Source organism: Paucilactobacillus wasatchensis (assembly GCF_000876205.1).
In the GTDB taxonomy this organism is placed as follows: domain Bacteria; phylum Bacillota; class Bacilli; order Lactobacillales; family Lactobacillaceae; genus Paucilactobacillus; species Paucilactobacillus wasatchensis.
Genome location: NZ_AWTT01000002.1, coordinates 36,879 through 55,143 on the forward strand (window position 1 = coordinate 36,879; position 18,265 = coordinate 55,143).

Sequence of the window (18,265 nt, forward strand, 5' to 3'; positions counted from 1 at the left end):
TCTTACCTCCTTATCTGTACGTCCCTAAATCAGTCAAAATTTCTCGATAAAATTCAACTCTTGACTGCTTTTCCCGCACTAAACTGCTCCCAATTACACCATCTTTAATCATCAAAATGCGATCACAATACGAGGCGGAAAAGGGATCGTGGGTTACTAACAAAATAGAAACATCTGAATCTCGATTAATTTCAGTCAATAATTCCAGTAAATCACGAGCACTATTTGAATCCAACGCTCCGGTGGGCTCATCTGCTAGCAATAGTTTCGGCTGATGAACCAGTGCTCGTGCGGCAGCAACTCGTTGTTTCTGACCGCCTGATAATTGTGCTGGATATTGGTCGAGAAAGTTTTCAATTGATAGTCGTTTTGCAACTTGTATTACAGCATTATCAATTTCAGCTTTTTTGGTATTAGTTAACGTTAGCGGCAGTGAAATGTTTTCCGCTGCGGTTAAATTTTCTAATAAGCTAAAATCCTGAAAAATAAAGCCCAATTCTTGTGCCCGAAAATCGCTCAGTTCATTCTGCTTCAGATTACTGATGCTACGCTGGTTGATTTTAATCTCCCCACTAGTTGGTCGGTCTAGCGTGGCAATCAAATTAAGTAATGTTGTCTTACCTGAACCTGAAGCTCCCATGATTCCCACAAATTCCCCAGATTGAACTTCAAAGTTGACCCCTTTAAGTGCTTCATATTTGGCTGAATTTTTACTACCATATGTTTTAAGTAAATTAGTTACGGTAACTACTGCTTGATTATCCATTTGCTCCGCCATGGTTAATTGGTTAATTACTTATATAACTAACAATACAAGTGAGTGATCGTTTTGTCAATCCTTTTTGGCAAAATAAAAAGCATAGGAATGATCCTATGCTTCTTAAGCCCTTAATTATTAACGTTTAACGTTATCCGTATTAATTACCGGTTGTGTCCCGCGGTCAGTAATAATTGAAACTAACATGTTATTGATTAATTGTAATTTTCGCTCGTCAGTTAATTGCAAATCAGTATCCGCTTGTAGCTGACTAATTGCGTCTTCAGTCATTGAAACAGCCCCCTGCACAATAATTTTTCGGGCTGATAAAATCGCTGTTGCTTGTTGCCGTTGTAGCATTGCATTTGCAATTTCAGTGGCATAGGCGAGGTGCGTTAACCGGGTTTCAATAATTTTGACTCCAGCAACCTGTAACCGATCTTGTAATTCCTTGGTTAAATTGTCAGAAACATCATTTGGATTACCTCGCAGTGATAACGCAGCCTCATCCTCAAATGTATCATATGGATATTCAGTTGCAACGTGCCGAATTGCCGACTCACTTTGAATTTCAACAAATTCTTCATAACGATCGACGTCAAAGGAGGCCTTAGCACTGTCAACCACTTTAAACACAATCACAGCCGCAATTTCAACTGGATTCCCCTTGGAGTCATTAACCTTTAGAATCTCACTATTAAAATTACGAACCCGTAGTGACAAGGTTGCTTTTTGCGTTAACGGAATTGTAACGTACAATCCAGCATCCCTAATTGAACCAACATACCGTCCAAAAAATGTTAGTACCTTGGCCTGATTAGGCGCTACGATCGTCAATGAACTAAAAATAAATAATGCCACTAAAAATAAAATGGCCCCCATAATTACCGAACTCACAGTCCCGCTATAAAAACCAGATAAGACGATCCAGCCACTAAGAATTAACATTAATAGCGCTACCACAATCCCCAAATAACCATTGACATGAAAAGCTCTTTTCTCAGTCATCAAACTACCCCCAATTCTTAAATCCACCCTCATTGTACCTTAGTTACGGTGTAGACCATCAATTTTTTGCTTGCTTACACTTGCTGCCGCCTTTAATTGCCCCTGTTCCAATTCACTTAATGATGCCATTATTAAGGACTCGACCCCATTTGCACCAACTACAGCTGGTCGACCAATGTATGTTTCAAATTCTGGGCTATACGTTGACACAGGAACTGCCAGATGTGCATTCGATAATATAGCCCGAACTAGTTTAATCACACAGGTTGTAATTGCATAATTAGTGAACCCTTTTCCAGCCAGAGCAAGCCAACCACCATAATTTGATGCTGTCATCAACGATTCAAAATTTAAACCATAACTTCCTTGAATTTCGTTAATTGGTCGACCATTAACCGTGACAGTTGACCACGCGGTAAATGTCGAACCACCATGACTTCCGTATACGTACCCACCAATATTTTGTGGTGCCAAGTCTAACTTTAACCCAATGGCCCGCCGCATCATGACTGTATCCACCAATGTCCCCGTTCCAATAACGTGTTTCACTGGTAATTCAGTTTTTGCTTGAAGCAAGGCCGTGAACAGATCACAAGGGTCGCTAATATTAATTAAAACACCTGTAAAATCAGCTGATTCTATTTTTGCAGCAATCTGCGTAACAATTTGTTCATTTGACTGTGACTCATCTCGATTGCTACCAAATGCAGTAATAAGCACATCAGCATCGTTTAATGCCGCATAATCCTGCACCTTAATTGTGGTAACGGTGTCCAATCCAGCCATCGTATCCAGCAAATCATATTGTTCTCCGATCACCTTTTTATCAGACTCATCAATTAGTACCAATTGATCCGCTAACCCCTGCACGACCAGTGTGTATGCAATCGTTGCACCCACGTGGCCCACCCCAATTATTCCTATTTTGCGCATATTTTCCCCTCTGTACCAATCCGTTTGGTTAGCTTAATCATAACACTCATACAACTACAGCACGCTAATGAATAGGGCGTTGAAGCCAAAAAAATATCGATCTGCATTCAGACCGATATTTCCCTAGTTTCGTTATTACAGTGTAGCAAACTTTTCTTTAATTGTATCTGCTGAGTGCTTGAACTTAGCCTCTTCATCATCTGGTAATGGCAATTCGGTAACTGATTCAATCCCATTCTTACCAACAATTGATGGTTGACCAACATATGTACCATATTTTTCACTGTATGATGAACATGGACAGGTAAGCTTAGCATCCGACAATACAGCTTCACTTAACTTAACTGCACAAGTTGCAATGGCATAACTGGTATAGCCCTTACCAGAATGAACGGCCCAGCCACCATGACGAGCCTTATCTTCCAACTCACTTAAGTCTAAATCTTGTTCATGGGCTAAGTCTAAGATATCCAAACCGTTAACTTGAACAGTTGACCAAGCGGAGAATTGTGATTCACCATGTTCACCATAGACATATCCGGTCACGTTTTTAGGATCTACATCAAACACATCGGAAACAACTTTTTGCATTCTGGCTGTGTCCAAGAATGTTCCAGTACCAAAACACTGTTGTCGTGATAACCCTGTTTCTCGTTGTAGATAATGTGTAATAGCATCACAAGGGTTCATCGTATCAATCAACACCCCATCAAAACCAGATGCTTTAATTTTTGGTGCAATGTCCTTTACAATTTCGCGTGTGTACTCAAATTCTGCCCAACGGTTTCCAGAAACATTATCAAGCGCATGGATATTACCAGAAGTAACAAATAAGACATCAGTATCCTCCAATTCACTATAATCCTGAGTTTTAATAATTGTGCGTGTATCTAAGCGAGCCTGCGCATCTTGCAAATCAAGCTGTTCAGCAGTAGCCTTGCCTTCATTATTATCAATTAAAATTAATTCATCGGCAATGCCCTTACAAACTAACGTATAAGCCACCGTTGCCCCAACATGTCCAACACCAATAATACCAAATTTTCTCATATGTACTTCTCTCCAATCTTAGAAAACTATGTGAATTCTAATCGTTTTCTCATAATATTAAGTAAGATACACCTGCAACTGTAGATTGTCAACTTATCTCAGCAATCTGATTAAGTAAATAAAGCGCTTAACCAGCTGAAAGCATTAGAAAACAAAAAAATACAAATTTACCATTCGAGATAAATTTGTATTTGTAAGCAATGCTATTTTCCGTTTGGATATGCAGGAATCACCGCACCCTTATATTTCTTAGAAATCCATTGTTGTGTCTGTTTGGATTGTAGTGCTTTCATCAGCTTTTTGATAGCCGGCTTATTTTTGTCACCTTTACGAACTGCCACAATATTGACGTATGGCGATGAATTCTTTTCAAGCGCGATTGAATCTTTTCGTGGATCAAGTCCCGCTTGGACCGCATAGTTAGCATTAATCACCACGACATCGCCTTCATTTTTATCATAAAATTGGGGCATCAGTTTAGGCTCTAGATCCGTCTTAAATTTCAAATTTTTCTTATTATCTTTGATGTCAGCAAACGTTGCCGTTGTGATGTTAGTACCCGACTTCAAAGTAATTAAACCAGCATCTCTCAAAATCGTTAACACCCGACCGTAGTCGGCGACATTGTTACTAACTAGCACTGTCGCACCATTTGGTAAAGCAGATAAACTCTTGTATTTTTTAGAGTAAATTCCAATTGGCTCAAGGTGTACCTTACCCGCGCTAACTAGGGTACCATTATTCTTTTTGTTCCAGTTATCTAAAAATGGCATATGCTGGAAGTAATTAGCATCTAAGCCCTTGCTAGCCAAATCTTTGTTGGGTAACACATAATCTTGAAATACTTTAATTTTGAGGTTGATGCCCTCTTTTTTCAACTCTGGTTGCACGTGTTTTAAAATCTGAGCATGTGGAATATTTGATGCACCCACAGTGAGTGTGGTTTCTTTTGATGACTTACCGCAACCAACCAACAATAATGATACTGCTACAATACTGGTTAATCCTACCATCCATTTTTTCTTCATAACTAATACCCTCCCCAATTTTTCCTACCTCTTATCAATTTGCTTAACTAGTACATCACCAACAATTTGGCAAATGAACACAATCAAAACAATTATAACCGTTGCAACTAGCGTCACTGCGTTATTATTTGCCTGGAAGCCATCCAAATAAGCTAAGTTTCCTAAGCCCCCCGCACCGATTGCACCCGCCATTGCAGTGTACCCGATTAAAGAAATTGAAGTGACCGTAATTCCAGACACTAGTGCTGGCATACTCTCTGGTAACAGTACTTTAGTGATAATCTGCGTTCTAGTTGCTCCCATTGACTGGGCAGCCTCAATTACCCCGTGGTCAATCTCATGAAATGCAATTTCAACCAAACGGGCATAAAATGGCGCCGCTGAAATTATCAATGATGGCAACGCCGCTTTGGGCCCAATAATAGTTCCCATAATTGCTTGCGTGGCAGGTAATAACAATACAATCAATATAATGAAAGGAATCGACCTAAATATATTAACAAACGCCGCAACGATCCAATTAAGAATCCGAGCACCCCATGAAGAACTACCGCTAGTCTCAAATAATAATAATCCAAGCAAGGCTCCTAAAATAGCAACCACAATAATCGAAATTAATGTCATCCAAACCGTTTCCCATGTTGCCGCACCCATACTATTCCAATCAACGCTACTGAACCGAAAATATGATGCCAACCCATTATTATCCACGTTTGATCACCTCCGTTTCAACACGCATTGTTTTCAAGTATTCGAGTGCCCCATACAGACTATCCTGACTCTGACCGATTAATTGAATGTACAGTGAACCAAGCGCACCTTCCTGTGTTTGATGGATATTACCTTCGATAATACTTAAATCAATATCCGGGAACTGCCGCAGCATTTCTGACACAATTGGTAATTTGGCCTGATCACCATGAAATGTTAATTTTACAATCAACCCATTTGGGTATTTCTCTAACAACTCCCCAACTACGATCGTCGTATCATCCAGACTGCTACTGCCAGTTTCTTGATTAACAAATCGTTTGGTAATGGTTTGTTGCGGGTGTTTGAAAACATCCAAAACAGGACCTTGTTCCACAATTTTACCTGCATCCAACACTGCCACTTGATCACATATTTTACGAATAACGTGCATTTCATGCGTAATAACGACAATGGTCAAGTTCAACTGTTTATTGATCTTCAGCAATAGATCCAGTACTTCATCAGTTGTCTGCGGATCCAAGGCGCTAGTAGCCTCATCAGAAAGCAGAATTTCTGGATCATTTGCCAGTGCTCGTGCAATGCCAACCCGCTGTTTTTGTCCACCTGACAATTCAGATGGATACGCCTGCTCTCTGCCTGCTAAACCAACTAATTCAGCTAAATGTTGTGCCTTCTTTTTTCGTTCTTCTTTTGGCACTTTAGCAATTTCGAGCGGAAATTCAATATTTTCCAACACTGTCCGGGACCATAATAAATTAAAATGTTGGAAAATCATGCCAATTTTCAGTCTCTGTTCTCGAAGTGGTTTACCGCTTAAACTACTAATTTCGGTACCATTAATACTAACTGAGCCAGTCGTTGGAAACTCCAGCCCATTTAACATTCTAATCAATGTACTTTTGCCAGCACCTGAGTAGCCAACAATGCCATAAATTTTACCATCCGAAATACTCAAATTCACATCTTTAACTGCAGCTACATGGCCTTCCTTAGCATTAAATGTTTTAGAAACATCCTTAAATTCAATCACCGTGCATTCCTCCTTTGTTCCCATAAAAAAAGCTTTTCATCCAGTCGAATAAAAAATATTCAATAGGACGAAAAGCAAACTTTTTTCGCGGTACCACCTAACTTCTTAACAATTTCACAATTGCTAACTCAACGAGTAAAAAACTCATGTGCGTTAATGGGCACCACCATTGCAAGCTCATCTAAAAATCAATTTACCAACAAATAATTAATTTCAAGACCATCTTCGAAATCACCACATAACTTTCTCTCACCAGCGAAAGCTCTCTGTTTATCTGATCAAAATCTACTCATCTCGACTAACGTGATTATTAGCATTTACCTGATTATAACTGAGTCAAAATAAGCAAGTCAAGTTTCTCTTAAAGCCTTATTTAACATCCACAAACCAGCGATCCGTTAAATTACCAGAATTCAATGCTTCCGGCCCCTCACTTAATGCTGGATTAATCTGGCTGATAACACCTGTTAATGGGCTTGGTAAATCGGAAACTGCTTTTTCAGCTTCCACTGATACAAACGGTCCATCCGTTGTTAATTTAGTACCAGTGGCCGGTACATCAGCAAAATTAATTTTACCCAAATCATCAACTCCTGCATCACTTAATCCGATGCGAATTGTACCGTCGTCTTGTTTCTTAGTCCAAAAATAATTTGCAGTTGCACTCATTACCGCGCCTCCAATTTTTTTACCTGAATTGTTCATTATTGCTAAACATATACGAATGATGATGATATCTCATCGACATAATAATACCAATTCCAATCATATTCCCCAATAATGAAGAACCACCAGCGCTAACAAACGGCAGCGGAATACCAGTCAGGGGCAATAGACCAATACTCATTCCAATATTTTCGAAAACGTGAAATAAAATCATCATAATTACACCAGTGGAAATATAGGCATAAAATTCATTCCGCGTGTCAAAAGTTACTCGAATCATTTGGTAGATCAATAGGAGATACAATAAAATTAGCAAGATTGCCCCAATAAAGCCAAAATTTTCACCAATCACTGAAAAAATCATATCAGATTCACGGACGGGAACATACACTTTAGATGTATTAAACCCAGTTCCAAAAATTGACCCTGAACCAACCGCTTTAATACTTTGCCACAATTGATAGCCATCATTAGAAGTATCTTGTGCCGGATGCAACCATGTATCGACCCGTGAAAATTGATAGGACTGAAATCCCACATGCTCTAAGATATTTCGGCCCCAGGTGGTCGCAACCAGTGTTAACACAGTTGTTCCAAGCGCAGCTAGGGCAGTAACTCCGGGAACAATAATCTTCCACGAAATACCAGAAACCAACAACATTCCACCGAAAATAGCGGCAAATACTAACGTAGTACCGAAATCATTTTGAAAATGCAGGGAAACAACAATTGGTAAAAACCACAGCACCATTTTCCCAATGAGCAAGAAATCGGATCGCACATTGTGAGTAGCATATTGATTATTATGCACTGTAATAACTCGTCCCATCATCAAAATGTATGCCGGTTTCATAAGTTCCGATGGTTGAAACGTAAATGGTCCAATCGCGAACCAACTCTTAGCCCCTGTGCTAATGTAATACGAGCGACTATAAAAAACTAGAATGGCAAACATTAAGAAAATACCAAGCCAATATACAATTGGTGCTACTTTCCAAAGCTGTTCAGAATCAAACTGCATAATAATGGCAACCGCAGCAGAGCCAATCACATACCACATCAATTGCGTAACGACAGTTCTCATCACACTGGTGGAAGTCGTATCATGAGTTGTGGCAACATAAATCGATGCCAGCCCAATTAAAGCTAGCAACAACACACAAAAAATAATGCCGTAATCAATTCGTGAATTTTCCTCTTTAGTAGTTGATCTTTGTTGCATTACTGAAGCTCCTCTTTACTATTCAATATTCAAACATACTTGACCAATTACCCCTGATGTAAATGGTATTCTTGCAGGACTAATTCAAGCCCTTCTTCTTGTGAACGAGCACGAAATTTTTCGCCATCATTAACACTTGCAACAAACCGATCACCATCTGGTTTAACCTCACCAACAACTACTTTCCCAATCAAAATTTCTTGGATTGGTTGGTCGTCGCGCATGATATCACGAACGGTCACTTCTACAGTTTTATCTTTTTTTGCCACTTTTTCACCTGATTAATTTATTTGATTTTATTACGTAGTAACGAAAAGTGTTCTGGGACGGGATCAAACCCACCCTTTACAAACGGATGACATCGTAATATTCTTGCCAGACCCATTAAAATACCGGGAACGCCAAAACGATCGACAGCCTCTTTCATATAACTGGAACAAGTCGGTTGATAGCGACAAGTTGCCGGATGAAACGCTGAAATATTCCGCTGATACCAACCAATGAGCCAGTCGATGAACTTTACCATTTCCTCACCTTATTTTTTACTACTTTTTTGCATCCGCTCTAACAGTTCACCTGCACCCTTAGCAACATTGTCTAATGGATTTTCAGACACGACAACTGGTACTTTCAAAAAGTCACTAAATAATTGATCAATACCATCTAACAGCGCCGTTCCCCCGGTCAACATAATACCACGATCAATAATATCCGAAGCCAATTCTGGCGGTACGGTCTCTAAAACACCAATCGCAGCATTAACAATTTGTTGCAGTGTTTCATGCAACGCTTCTTCTATTTCATTAGCATCAATTTGGATTGAACGTGGCATGCCACTCATGGCGTCGCGGCCGCGAACTTCCATCGTTTTAGGCTCATCACTCTTTAACGCTGAACCGATTTCCATCTTAATTTTTTCAGCTGAATGTTCACCAATCACTAACCCGTGATTGTTTTTAATACTGGTAACAATGTCAGCATTCATCTTGTCGCCAGCAATTCGCAATGAATGACTTGACACAATGTCGCCTAGTGAAAGAACAGCAATATCGCTTGTTCCACCACCCATGTCGATGACCATGTTACCACTAGGTTTAAAAATATCGAGCCCGGCACCAATTGCTGCCACCTTTGGCTCGTACTCCAAATAAACCTTGCCACCACCAGATTGCTCGGCAGCTTGCATAATTGCTTTTCGCTCAATTTCAGTAATATTAGTTGGAGCACAAATCATAATATTGGGTTTTGACATGAACCCTTTTACACTTAGTTTATTGATAAAGTATGCTAGCATCTCTTGAGTTACATCAAAGTCAGAAATAACTCCATCTTTCAGTGGTCGAATTGCGCGAATATTACTTGGTGTTCGCCCTACCATTCGATATGCTTCAGAGCCGACTGCTAATACCTTGTCAGTTTTTGTGTCTACCGCAACAACGGAAGGCTCATTTAAGACAATTCCTTTTCCTTGCACATAAATGAGCACGTTCGCTGTTCCGAGGTCAATTCCGATATCCTTAGCCATTTTAATATGTTGCTCCCTTCGTTTCCGTTCGCCCGGTATTATACCATAACTAATTGAGATCATGACAAAAACACTATCACAATCTCAGCTTTAAAATTATTTAATTTACTGGTTATTTTTGGGTAATTTGACTCATGTCGATTGTCGTTACATCATCGACGTTGACGCGTTGAATATGTGCCCCCAACTGTTGCAATTTACCGTGAAAATTATAATAACCACGATCAAGATATTTCAAATTGCGCACCTGTGTATACCCGTTAGCAACAAGCCCAGCAAGCACTAACGCAGCGGCTGCTCTTAGATCAGTCGCTGACACCTCAGCACCATTAAAGTTGGTTGGCCCATTTAAAATGGCCATTGAGCCTTCGATCCGGAAGTTTGCATTCATTCTACGTAATTCTTCCAAATGCATAAATCGGTTTTCAAAAACAGTTTCATTGAGCGTGCTAACACCATTTGCCATCAACTGCAGTACAGATATCTGCGGCTGAAGATCAGTAGGAAAGCCTGGATGCGGCATGGTCTTTACGTTAGCGGGCAACAAAACTGAAGTCCCAATGACGCGAATGCCATCATCTTGTTCGATAACTGTGACACCCATTTCTTCTAATTTAGAAATTAATGGTTTATTGTGTTCTGCAATTGCATCTTCTACGATTACATCACCATTTGTCACAGCAGCGGCCACCATGAAAGTCCCAGCTTCAATTCTGTCTTGAACAACACTATGTTCACATCCATGTAGGAATGTAACACCTTGAATCCGAATTGTTTCTGTTCCAGCACCATGCACCCTCGCGCCCATCTTATTTAGCACGTTAGCAAGATCCACAATTTCTGGTTCACGAGCTACATTTTCAATTGTTGTAATTCCCTGAGCCAACGTAGCTGCCATCATAATATTTTGTGTAGCTCCAACACTTGGAAAATCCAAATAAATATTGGCGCCAACTAGTTGATCAGCATAAGCTTCAACATAACCATCGTGTTGCTCTATTTTAGCTCCAAGTGCTTCAAAGCCTTTAAGGTGTAGATCTATTGGGCGACTACCAATTGCACAACCTCCTGGCATAGCCACCTTAGCATGACCACAACGAGCTAACAGCGGACCCATTACAACCATTGAAGCGCGCATTTTAGAAACATATTCAAAGGGGGCTTCTGATGAAATATCACTAGAAGCGTCAAAGGTTAATTCATTCGTTGCTTCTTGAAAATCAACACCAACGTTCAAAAATTTCAGCACGTTATTCATTGTGAATACATCTGATAAAATTGGCACATTGCTCAAATGAACTTGACCACTGGATGCCAAAATACTTGCAGCTTGAATTGGTAACACTGCATTCTTAGCACCCTCAACTTTAACGCGTCCCTCTAACCGGTGCCCGCCCTCAACAATAATTTTTTCCATGGATGTTTCCTCCAACAATTACTCAGATTTATTTTATTAAAAAAGTTAAATTTCGAATAGAATCAAAAAAATTCATAAAAAAGCTGGCACAAGTATAGCCAACTGCAATTGAAATTAACACTATTAGCATTGACAATCCTTTAGGTGTTTGGTGAAAAAAACGCTCAATATGAACAGCTTGAATACTTTTAAAAGTCATCCAAATAAAGCCAAATTGAATAATTAGTGTCAATAATGCCTCAATTCCAACTTGTTTCATGCTATACTCCTTTGTACTATAGTTTTCATCATACCATAGACCATGTCTATGTGTCGCTTCTCTTAAACAAAGTTTAACAGTATCAACACCTATTCTCGTCCCAAATAAAAAAGATTGACCAAAATAGGTCAATCTTTGCTAAAAAAATTATTTTTGTGAAACACGTAATCTATTAGCAGCACGTTTAAGTGCCACTTCAGCACGTGACAACTCATCTTTATCATTAACTTCGTGAGCATGTTGTATATGCTCTTCCGCACGTGTTTTAGCCTTTTGTGCACGAGCAACATCAATCTTTGTTGCTGGCTCCGCACTATCGGCCACAATGGTTGCCGAATTATTTGAAAATTCAATAAATCCGCCATTAACAGCAATTTTATCTTCGCTGTTCCCATTTTTTACACGAACCACGTCAATTAACAACGAAGCGAGTACAGGAATATGATTTGCTAAAATCCCCATCTCACCATTTTGTGTTTTAAAGATTATCATTGTTGCATCGCTATCATATACTGTCCCATCAGGAGTAACAATGGAGATATTAAACGTATGATCAGCCATTTAAATTCCCCCTAATTGGTTTGCATCTGTTTTGCTTTTTCAACCACATCTTCGATGGGTCCCACAGAACGAAAGGCATCTTCCGGTAAGTCATCATACTTACCATCTAAGATCTCCTTAAAACCACGGACTGTATCTTTTAGTGGTACATATTTGCCAGGCAGGCCAGTAAATTGTTCCGCCACAGTAAAGCTTTGTGACAAGAAAAATTGGATTCGTCGCGCACGCCCAACAACTGTTTTTTCCTCGTCAGACAATTCATCCATTCCAAGGATTGAAATGATGTCTTGTAGTTCACGATACCGTTGCAAAACATGTTGTACCTCAGTAGCAACATCATAATGTTCTTGGCCCACAATTTCAGGTGTCAAAGCCGTTGAAGTGGAAGCTAATGGATCAACTGCCGGATAAATACCTTGTTGTGTTAAAGCACGTTCAAGGTTGGTAGTTGCATCCAAATGAGCAAATGTTGTTGCTGGAGCTGGGTCAGTATAATCATCAGCAGGAACGTACACAGCTTGGATCGAGGTGATTGACCCCTTCTTTGTTGATGTAATTCGTTCTTGCAACTGTCCCATTTCAGTAGCTAAGGTTGGCTGGTACCCAACGGCTGAAGGAATTCGGCCTAATAGCGCCGAAACTTCTGAACCAGCTTGAGTAAAACGGAAAATATTGTCGATAAACAACAATACATCCTGTCCCTTAACGTCCCGGAAATACTCCGCGATTGTCAAGCCCGTCAAAGCCACCCGCATACGAGCCCCAGGTGGCTCATTCATCTGCCCATACACCATGGCAGTCTTTTCAAGCACCCCTGAAGCCTTCATTTCAAAGTACATATCGTTTCCTTCGCGGGTTCGTTCACCAACACCCGTAAAGACAGAGATACCATTGTGTCCCTGTGCGATATTATGGATTAGTTCTTGGATTAGCACAGTTTTACCAACACCAGCACCACCGAATAGACCAACTTTTCCACCCCGAACATATGGCGCCAGCAAATCAATCACTTTGATCCCTGTTTCCAAAATTTCGGTACTATTGTTTAGTTCATCATATTCAGGTGCTTCTCGGTGAATTGGATCCCGTTGTGCGTCCGGGCCAAACTCTGCACCACCGTCAATTGGTTCGCCTAAAACGTTAAATACCCGACCCAATGTGTCTTCACCTACAGGAACACTAATTGATGCTTCTGTATTTTCGACATCCATGCCACGTTGCAAACCATCAGTACCATCCATAGCAATTGTTCGTACTACTCCATCGCCTAATTCGAGGGCAACTTCAACAGTTAAACTTTTACCATCGGCTAATTTGATTTTCAACGCTGTGTTGATATCAGGTAATTTACCATCTAAGGGGAATTCAACATCAACGACAGGTCCGATAACTTGTACAACTTTACCAGAACTCATTTTGTTGTATCCTCCTATCTCATAATATTTACTCGACAGCTGTCATACCACCTGTAATTTCAGTAATTTCAGTGGTGATCACAGCCTGTCGTGCACGATTATATTGCAACTCTAATGCAGAAATAATATCACTAGCATTATCGGAAGCAGATCGCATTGCATTAGAACTCGAAGAATGTTCAGATGTTTTGGCATCTAGAATTGCTCCGTAGACCAAACTTTCAGTATATTGTGGCAACACAACTGAAAGAATTTCCTCTTCTGAAGGTTCAAATTCATAATCTAAGTCACTCTGGGAAATTTCAGATTCTTCCGAAGCCTTTTCTCCCAGTGTTTCTTCAGAAATTGGTAACATTTGAATAGTCTTAACTTTTGACGAAATTCGATTCACAAAATGGCTATATGAAACATATAACTCATCAAAAATCTCGTTTCCATACATATCTGTTACCATTTTGACAATTTCTCGTACTTCTGTGAATGTTGGCACATCGCTGACACCAGTGTACTCATACGCAACATTCATGCCACGCTTTGTAAAAAACTCAGTTCCAGTATTACCAACTGTCAGGAAAACAGTATTATCAGCAGTTAAATCGTGTTGGCGCATGTAATCAAGTGTTTCCTTAATCACGTTGCTATTATAGCTGCCAACCAATCCACGATCAGAGGTAATTACTAAAATACCTGTTTTTTTCACTGGGCGTTGCTCTAGTATTGGAGAAATTGTTGAATCTTCACCAGCAGAAGCCGAACCAATAATATGAGATTGTGCAAGATGAGCCACAACTCGTTCTACTTTGGCTGCATACACCTGATATGTCTTCGTGTGATGTTGAATCTGGTTCAACTTCGACGTAGACACCATTTGCATCGCAGTCGTTATTTGTTTCATGTTTTTAGTAGTTGCAATTTTATGCTTAACGCTTGCAAGTGAAGCAGGCACTGAATCTCACCGTCCCTTCCTACTGGTCAATTTTACTTATTGGGATCACTAGTTGCCGCCTTTTTTTCTTCACTTGATTGAAATGAAGCAGCAAAATCTTTGATAGCTTGGTCTAAGCTATCTCCTTCTGGCAACTGTGATGTTTCTTTGATTTGATCAAACAAATCTTGATGACTAGCAGCAAAGTTTTCAAATAATTCACTTTCAAAACGTAAAATATCTTCAACCGCAACCTTGTCAAGATAGCCATGCGTCAATGCATACAAAATCACAACCTGTTGTGAAACAGACTCTGGTTGATGTAATCCTTGCTTCAACACTTCAACCGTTCGACGACCACGATTCAATTTTGCTTGTGTTGCTTCATCCAAATCTGAGCCAAATTGGGCAAATGAAGCTAGTTCACTGTACGATGCTAAATCAAGTCGCAACGTTCCAGCAACCTTCTTCATCGCCTTAGCTTGTGCATCTCCACCAACTCGAGAAACCGAAGTTCCGGCATCAATTGCAGGTCGCGTACCTGCATAAAACAAGTCAGAATCCAAGAATATTTGACCATCAGTTATAGAAATAACGTTCGTTGGAATATATGCTGCAACATCCCCAGCCTGTGTTTGAATAATTGGCAAGGCAGTCATAGAACCACCACCCAATTCATCCGACAACTTGGCTGCTCGCTCTAATAAACGAGAATGAGTATAGAAAATATCTCCAGGATAAGCTTCACGCCCAGGTGGTCGACGTAAGACCAATGAAAGTTCACGATAAGCATCGGCTTGTTTTGATAAATCATCATAAACAATCAAAACATGCTTGCCGTTATACATAAATTCCTCACCCATAGCTGCGCCTGCATATGGTGCTATCCACAGTAAGGGTGCTGGATCAGAAGGACCAGCTGAGACCACAATCGTATAGTCTAAGGCGCCATAGCGACGTAGTGTTTCTACTTGACTCCGAACAGTTGATTCCTTTTGTCCGATTGCCACGTACACACAAATCATATTTTGACCTTTTTGATTAATAATTGTGTCCATAGCAACTGATGTTTTACCGGTTTTACGGTCACCAATAATCAACTCCCGTTGACCACGACCGATCGGTACCAACGCATCAATCGCCTTAATTCCAGTTTGTAATGGTTCAAAAACACTTTGGCGTTGCATAACACCAGGTGCTTTTTTCTCAATTGGACGCGTGCTTTCAGTTTTTACTTCACCTAATCCATCAATTGGACGACCAAGTGGATCAACTACACGACCTAATAATGCGTCACCAACTGGAACTTCCATGATTCGCCCGGTACGTTTGACACTGTCACCTTCACGGATGCCACCAAATTCACCTAGAACAACAATACCAACATCGTTGCTTTCTAGGTTTTGAACCATTCCATAAACGCCATTATCAAATTCGAGCAACTCACCAGCCATAGCGTTGTCAAGCCCATGGGCTCTTGCAATACCATCACCAACATATGTGACCGTCCCAGTTTCTTCAACTGATAACTGATCTTGGTAATTGGCTAACTGCTGTTTGATGAGTGAACTGATTTCCTCAGCCTTAATGCTCATAAAAGTCTCACCTCTTCACTAAAAATATTCATTACTTAACAAGTAAACGCCGAATCTGCTCAATCTTGGAACTGAGACTACCATCTAGTGTTTGATTATTTGCACTCATGATCGCCCCACCTAAGATTGTTGGATCAACATGTTCACTCAACAATACCTGCTTTGCCCCAATTCGTTTGGCAAATGTTTGAACGAGTTCACTCTTTTGTGTTTCATCCAGTTTCACAGCTGTAACAACATCAGCATGGACTCGCTGCTTATAAATATCGTATCGTCGTTCAAACTCATCAATAATTGCGACCAGATCATCCATGCGGCCGTAATCAAAAACCATTTTGATTAAATTTGACACAACGGTACTAGCATTACTAATTAAGATGTGTATCAATTCTTTCTTTTCACTAATAGGTAACTCAGCTCCAATTAAAGCAGGAATCAAATCATCGTTAGTTTTAAAGACTTGGCGTAGCTGCACCAAGTCCTGATATGTCTCATCAACTTGATTTTTTGCTATAACCAGTTCAAACAGGGCTTTGGAATAACGGTTTGCAATTGTCATTTTATCAAGACTCATTTTTTCCCAACCCTTCGATATAAGAATCAATCAAGGCCTTGTGATCAACTGCATTTAGCTCTTTGCCAATAATTTTAGAAGCTATATCAACAGACAAATTAGCTAAGTCATTTTGGGCACCTTTAAGCGCATCTTGCCGTGCTTGTTGTGCATCTTTTTGTGCCGTTTCCTTCAGAACCTGTGCGTCATTTTGAGCCGTTTCAACAATTTGTGTTCGACGAGTTTCTCCGTCTTGTTTTGCATCCTTAATGATGCCAACGGCTTCTTGACGAGAGTTTTGCAATTCTACTTGTCTTTTTTGTGCTAACTGGTTTGCTTCTTTTCGTGATCTTTCAGCATCATCGATATCACTTGCAACTTTCTTTTCTCGATCTTGCATCATTTTCACAATTGGTTTCCAGGCAAATTTTTTGATTACTAACATCAATACAACGAATGCCAGAATATAAAATAGCATGTCACCAATATATAAACTATTTGATTGAGCCAAAACAACTTGTTCAAACATTAAATTGCTGCCTCCCTAATAAATGAATTTTTCTCGTTCAATTACTTGTTCATTACAAGGAAACTAACAACAATTGCTAAAATTGGAATGGCTTCAATTAAACCGACACCAATAAACATAGTAGTCCTCAATTCACCAATCATTTCGGGTTGACGTGCCATACTTTCAACCGTTTTTGTAATAACCATTCCGTTCGCAAAACCTGCTCCAACTGTAGCTCCAAATGCTGCGATACCTGCTGCGAGTGCACCCATAATAAATTTCCTCCTTAAATATGTTATTCCTCAGTAATTTTACGAGAAATATATAATGACGATAAAGTTACAAAAACATACGCCTGAATTGCTCCTATGAAGATTGAAAATCCCTGCCAAATAATTTCTAACGGTAGCGCTACAATAACTGTCAACGCACCATGTGAAAAGGCAAGTTCTGCCAATAATTTCAATAATAGCTCTCCAGCAAAAATATTCCCAAAAAGCCGCAATCCTAACGTTAGAAAATTACCAACTTCTTCAAACAAATTAATTGGTAGTAGTATTGCCATCGGAGACACAAACGCTTTAAAATATCCCTTTGCTCCCCGTTCTGCGACGCCGGCAAAGTGTGCTACCGTCATAACTGTCAATGAAAGTGTCAAGGTAATAATTGGATCTGCTGTTGGGCTTCTGACCAACTCGTGTCCATTCCACCCAACTTGCAGTATCAGCCCTAACTCGTTGGAAACAATGATAAATATGAACAAAACAAACGCAAAAAAATTATACTGACGTGCCTTACTTGCAGGCATTTGTCCACGAACAATTCCATTCGTAAAATCGATCATCCATTCAAGAATGTTTTGCCCGCCCTTAGGTTTCATTTGAACCTTACGAGATAATCCAAAAATCACAAGGAAAATGATTATACAAACTACTGATACCGATATCACATTTGTCCAATCAAACATGAGCCCAAAAAGCTTAAACGTGTAAGCTGGTTCACCACCCATGTATACTCCACCTCTTTTCTTCATAACAACAAATTTAGACCAATTATATCATGAAACGTCGTTCACAAATGCATAAATAAAGCATTA

22 protein-coding genes are annotated in these 18,265 nt (G+C 39.9%); all 22 read right to left on the reverse strand.

The window, feature by feature from the left end:
• Positions 1-10 precede the first annotated feature (10 nt).
• The 22 genes from WDC_RS00760 to atpB all read right to left on the reverse strand — a co-directional run bounded on the left by WDC_RS00760 (position 11) and on the right by atpB (position 18,178).
• Complete coding sequence (locus WDC_RS00760; RefSeq protein WP_044009902.1) at positions 11-766, reverse strand: ABC transporter ATP-binding protein; 756 nt, start codon at positions 764-766, stop codon at positions 11-13.
• A 129-nt stretch (positions 767-895) separates the two neighbouring features.
• Positions 896-1,765 (reverse strand): SPFH domain-containing protein, encoded by an 870-nt coding sequence (locus tag WDC_RS00765; RefSeq protein WP_044009903.1) that lies wholly within the window; start codon positions 1,763-1,765, stop codon positions 896-898.
• 39 nt (positions 1,766-1,804) lie between these two features.
• Complete coding sequence (locus WDC_RS00770) at positions 1,805-2,698, reverse strand: lactate/malate family dehydrogenase (RefSeq protein ID WP_044009904.1); 894 nt, start codon at positions 2,696-2,698, stop codon at positions 1,805-1,807.
• A gap of 135 nt (positions 2,699-2,833) precedes the next feature.
• Complete coding sequence (locus WDC_RS00775) at positions 2,834-3,748, reverse strand: L-lactate dehydrogenase (protein WP_044009905.1); 915 nt, start codon at positions 3,746-3,748, stop codon at positions 2,834-2,836.
• Positions 3,749-3,951: 203 nt separating this feature from the next.
• The gene (locus WDC_RS00780) at positions 3,952-4,776 is read right to left on the reverse strand and encodes a MetQ/NlpA family ABC transporter substrate-binding protein (protein ID WP_044009906.1); all 825 of its coding nucleotides are present in this window, start codon (positions 4,774-4,776) and stop codon (positions 3,952-3,954) included.
• Between the two features lie 24 nt (positions 4,777-4,800).
• A complete protein-coding gene (locus WDC_RS00785) occupies positions 4,801-5,430 on the reverse strand; it encodes a methionine ABC transporter permease (RefSeq protein WP_191978629.1) in 630 nt (209 codons plus the stop codon).
• Between the two features lie 49 nt (positions 5,431-5,479).
• Positions 5,480-6,520, reverse strand: coding sequence for a methionine ABC transporter ATP-binding protein (locus WDC_RS00790; protein WP_044009908.1), 1,041 nt, complete (start codon positions 6,518-6,520; stop codon positions 5,480-5,482).
• A 369-nt stretch (positions 6,521-6,889) separates the two neighbouring features.
• Entirely contained in the window at positions 6,890-7,189 is a 300-nt protein-coding gene (locus tag WDC_RS00795; RefSeq protein ID WP_044009909.1) for a glycine cleavage system protein H, read from the reverse strand.
• Between the two features lie 19 nt (positions 7,190-7,208).
• Complete coding sequence (locus WDC_RS00800) at positions 7,209-8,408, reverse strand: FtsW/RodA/SpoVE family cell cycle protein (RefSeq protein ID WP_044009910.1); 1,200 nt, start codon at positions 8,406-8,408, stop codon at positions 7,209-7,211.
• 47 nt (positions 8,409-8,455) lie between these two features.
• The gene (locus WDC_RS00805) at positions 8,456-8,677 is read right to left on the reverse strand and encodes a DUF2969 domain-containing protein (protein WP_044009911.1); all 222 of its coding nucleotides are present in this window, start codon (positions 8,675-8,677) and stop codon (positions 8,456-8,458) included.
• Between the two features lie 17 nt (positions 8,678-8,694).
• Positions 8,695-8,934 (reverse strand): membrane protein insertion efficiency factor YidD, encoded by a 240-nt coding sequence (gene yidD, locus WDC_RS09450; RefSeq protein WP_082040878.1) that lies wholly within the window; start codon positions 8,932-8,934, stop codon positions 8,695-8,697.
• Positions 8,935-8,943: 9 nt separating this feature from the next.
• On the reverse strand, positions 8,944-9,933 hold the full coding sequence (mreB, locus tag WDC_RS00810; RefSeq protein WP_044009912.1) for a rod shape-determining protein: 990 nt from the start codon (positions 9,931-9,933) through the stop codon (positions 8,944-8,946).
• Positions 9,934-10,045: 112 nt separating this feature from the next.
• Positions 10,046-11,350 (reverse strand): UDP-N-acetylglucosamine 1-carboxyvinyltransferase, encoded by a 1,305-nt coding sequence (gene murA / locus WDC_RS00815; RefSeq protein WP_044009913.1) that lies wholly within the window; start codon positions 11,348-11,350, stop codon positions 10,046-10,048.
• A gap of 28 nt (positions 11,351-11,378) precedes the next feature.
• Positions 11,379-11,609 carry a DUF1146 family protein gene (locus WDC_RS00820; protein ID WP_044009914.1) on the reverse strand — a complete coding sequence of 77 codons (231 nt, stop codon included), beginning with the start codon at positions 11,607-11,609 and terminating at the stop codon, positions 11,379-11,381.
• A gap of 147 nt (positions 11,610-11,756) precedes the next feature.
• The gene (locus tag WDC_RS00825; protein ID WP_044009915.1) at positions 11,757-12,170 is read right to left on the reverse strand and encodes a F0F1 ATP synthase subunit epsilon; all 414 of its coding nucleotides are present in this window, start codon (positions 12,168-12,170) and stop codon (positions 11,757-11,759) included.
• 11 nt (positions 12,171-12,181) lie between these two features.
• On the reverse strand, positions 12,182-13,585 hold the full coding sequence (gene atpD, locus WDC_RS00830) for a F0F1 ATP synthase subunit beta (protein ID WP_044009916.1): 1,404 nt from the start codon (positions 13,583-13,585) through the stop codon (positions 12,182-12,184).
• Positions 13,586-13,613: 28 nt separating this feature from the next.
• Positions 13,614-14,531 (reverse strand): F0F1 ATP synthase subunit gamma, encoded by a 918-nt coding sequence (locus tag WDC_RS00835; protein ID WP_044009917.1) that lies wholly within the window; start codon positions 14,529-14,531, stop codon positions 13,614-13,616.
• A 32-nt stretch (positions 14,532-14,563) separates the two neighbouring features.
• A complete protein-coding gene (atpA, locus tag WDC_RS00840) occupies positions 14,564-16,105 on the reverse strand; it encodes a F0F1 ATP synthase subunit alpha (protein WP_044009918.1) in 1,542 nt (513 codons plus the stop codon).
• Positions 16,106-16,136: 31 nt separating this feature from the next.
• The gene (gene atpH, locus WDC_RS00845; protein ID WP_044009919.1) at positions 16,137-16,679 is read right to left on the reverse strand and encodes an ATP synthase F1 subunit delta; all 543 of its coding nucleotides are present in this window, start codon (positions 16,677-16,679) and stop codon (positions 16,137-16,139) included.
• The gene (atpF, locus tag WDC_RS00850) at positions 16,669-17,187 is read right to left on the reverse strand and encodes a F0F1 ATP synthase subunit B (protein ID WP_044009920.1); all 519 of its coding nucleotides are present in this window, start codon (positions 17,185-17,187) and stop codon (positions 16,669-16,671) included. The genes atpH and atpF overlap by 11 nt, the downstream gene beginning before the upstream one ends.
• Before the next feature lie 41 nt (positions 17,188-17,228).
• Positions 17,229-17,441 carry a F0F1 ATP synthase subunit C gene (atpE, locus tag WDC_RS00855; protein WP_044009921.1) on the reverse strand — a complete coding sequence of 71 codons (213 nt, stop codon included), beginning with the start codon at positions 17,439-17,441 and terminating at the stop codon, positions 17,229-17,231.
• Positions 17,442-17,464: 23 nt separating this feature from the next.
• Positions 17,465-18,178 (reverse strand): F0F1 ATP synthase subunit A, encoded by a 714-nt coding sequence (gene atpB / locus WDC_RS00860; protein ID WP_044009922.1) that lies wholly within the window; start codon positions 18,176-18,178, stop codon positions 17,465-17,467.
• Positions 18,179-18,265: the final 87 nt, after the last annotated feature.

Bases quoted from the DNA above. Each gene is read 5' to 3' on its own strand.
- WDC_RS00760 (WP_044009902.1), bottom strand. From the start codon at position 766: ATGGATAATCAAGCAGTAGTTACCGTAACTAATTTACTTAAAACATAT.
- WDC_RS00765 (WP_044009903.1), bottom strand. From the start codon at position 1,765: ATGACTGAGAAAAGAGCTTTTCATGTCAATGGTTATTTGGGGATTGTG.
- WDC_RS00770 (WP_044009904.1), bottom strand. From the start codon at position 2,698: ATGCGCAAAATAGGAATAATTGGGGTGGGCCACGTGGGTGCAACGATT.
- WDC_RS00775 (WP_044009905.1), bottom strand. From the start codon at position 3,748: ATGAGAAAATTTGGTATTATTGGTGTTGGACATGTTGGGGCAACGGTG.
- WDC_RS00780 (WP_044009906.1), bottom strand. From the start codon at position 4,776: ATGAAGAAAAAATGGATGGTAGGATTAACCAGTATTGTAGCAGTATCA.
- WDC_RS00785 (WP_191978629.1), bottom strand. From the start codon at position 5,430: ATGGGTGCGGCAACATGGGAAACGGTTTGGATGACATTAATTTCGATT.
- WDC_RS00795 (WP_044009909.1), bottom strand. From the start codon at position 7,189: ATGAGTGCAACTGCAAATTATTTTTGGACTAAGAAACAAGACGACGGT.
- WDC_RS00800 (WP_044009910.1), bottom strand. From the start codon at position 8,408: ATGCAACAAAGATCAACTACTAAAGAGGAAAATTCACGAATTGATTAC.
- yidD (WP_082040878.1), bottom strand. From the start codon at position 8,934: ATGGTAAAGTTCATCGACTGGCTCATTGGTTGGTATCAGCGGAATATT.
- mreB (WP_044009912.1), bottom strand. From the start codon at position 9,933: ATGGCTAAGGATATCGGAATTGACCTCGGAACAGCGAACGTGCTCATT.
- murA (WP_044009913.1), bottom strand. From the start codon at position 11,350: ATGGAAAAAATTATTGTTGAGGGCGGGCACCGGTTAGAGGGACGCGTT.
- WDC_RS00820 (WP_044009914.1), bottom strand. From the start codon at position 11,609: ATGAAACAAGTTGGAATTGAGGCATTATTGACACTAATTATTCAATTT.
- WDC_RS00825 (WP_044009915.1), bottom strand. From the start codon at position 12,170: ATGGCTGATCATACGTTTAATATCTCCATTGTTACTCCTGATGGGACA.
- atpD (WP_044009916.1), bottom strand. From the start codon at position 13,585: ATGAGTTCTGGTAAAGTTGTACAAGTTATCGGACCTGTCGTTGATGTT.
- atpA (WP_044009918.1), bottom strand. From the start codon at position 16,105: ATGAGCATTAAGGCTGAGGAAATCAGTTCACTCATCAAACAGCAGTTA.
- atpH (WP_044009919.1), bottom strand. From the start codon at position 16,679: ATGAGTCTTGATAAAATGACAATTGCAAACCGTTATTCCAAAGCCCTG.
- atpF (WP_044009920.1), bottom strand. From the start codon at position 17,187: ATGTTTGAACAAGTTGTTTTGGCTCAATCAAATAGTTTATATATTGGT.
- atpE (WP_044009921.1), bottom strand. From the start codon at position 17,441: ATGGGTGCACTCGCAGCAGGTATCGCAGCATTTGGAGCTACAGTTGGA.
- atpB (WP_044009922.1), bottom strand. From the start codon at position 18,178: ATGGGTGGTGAACCAGCTTACACGTTTAAGCTTTTTGGGCTCATGTTT.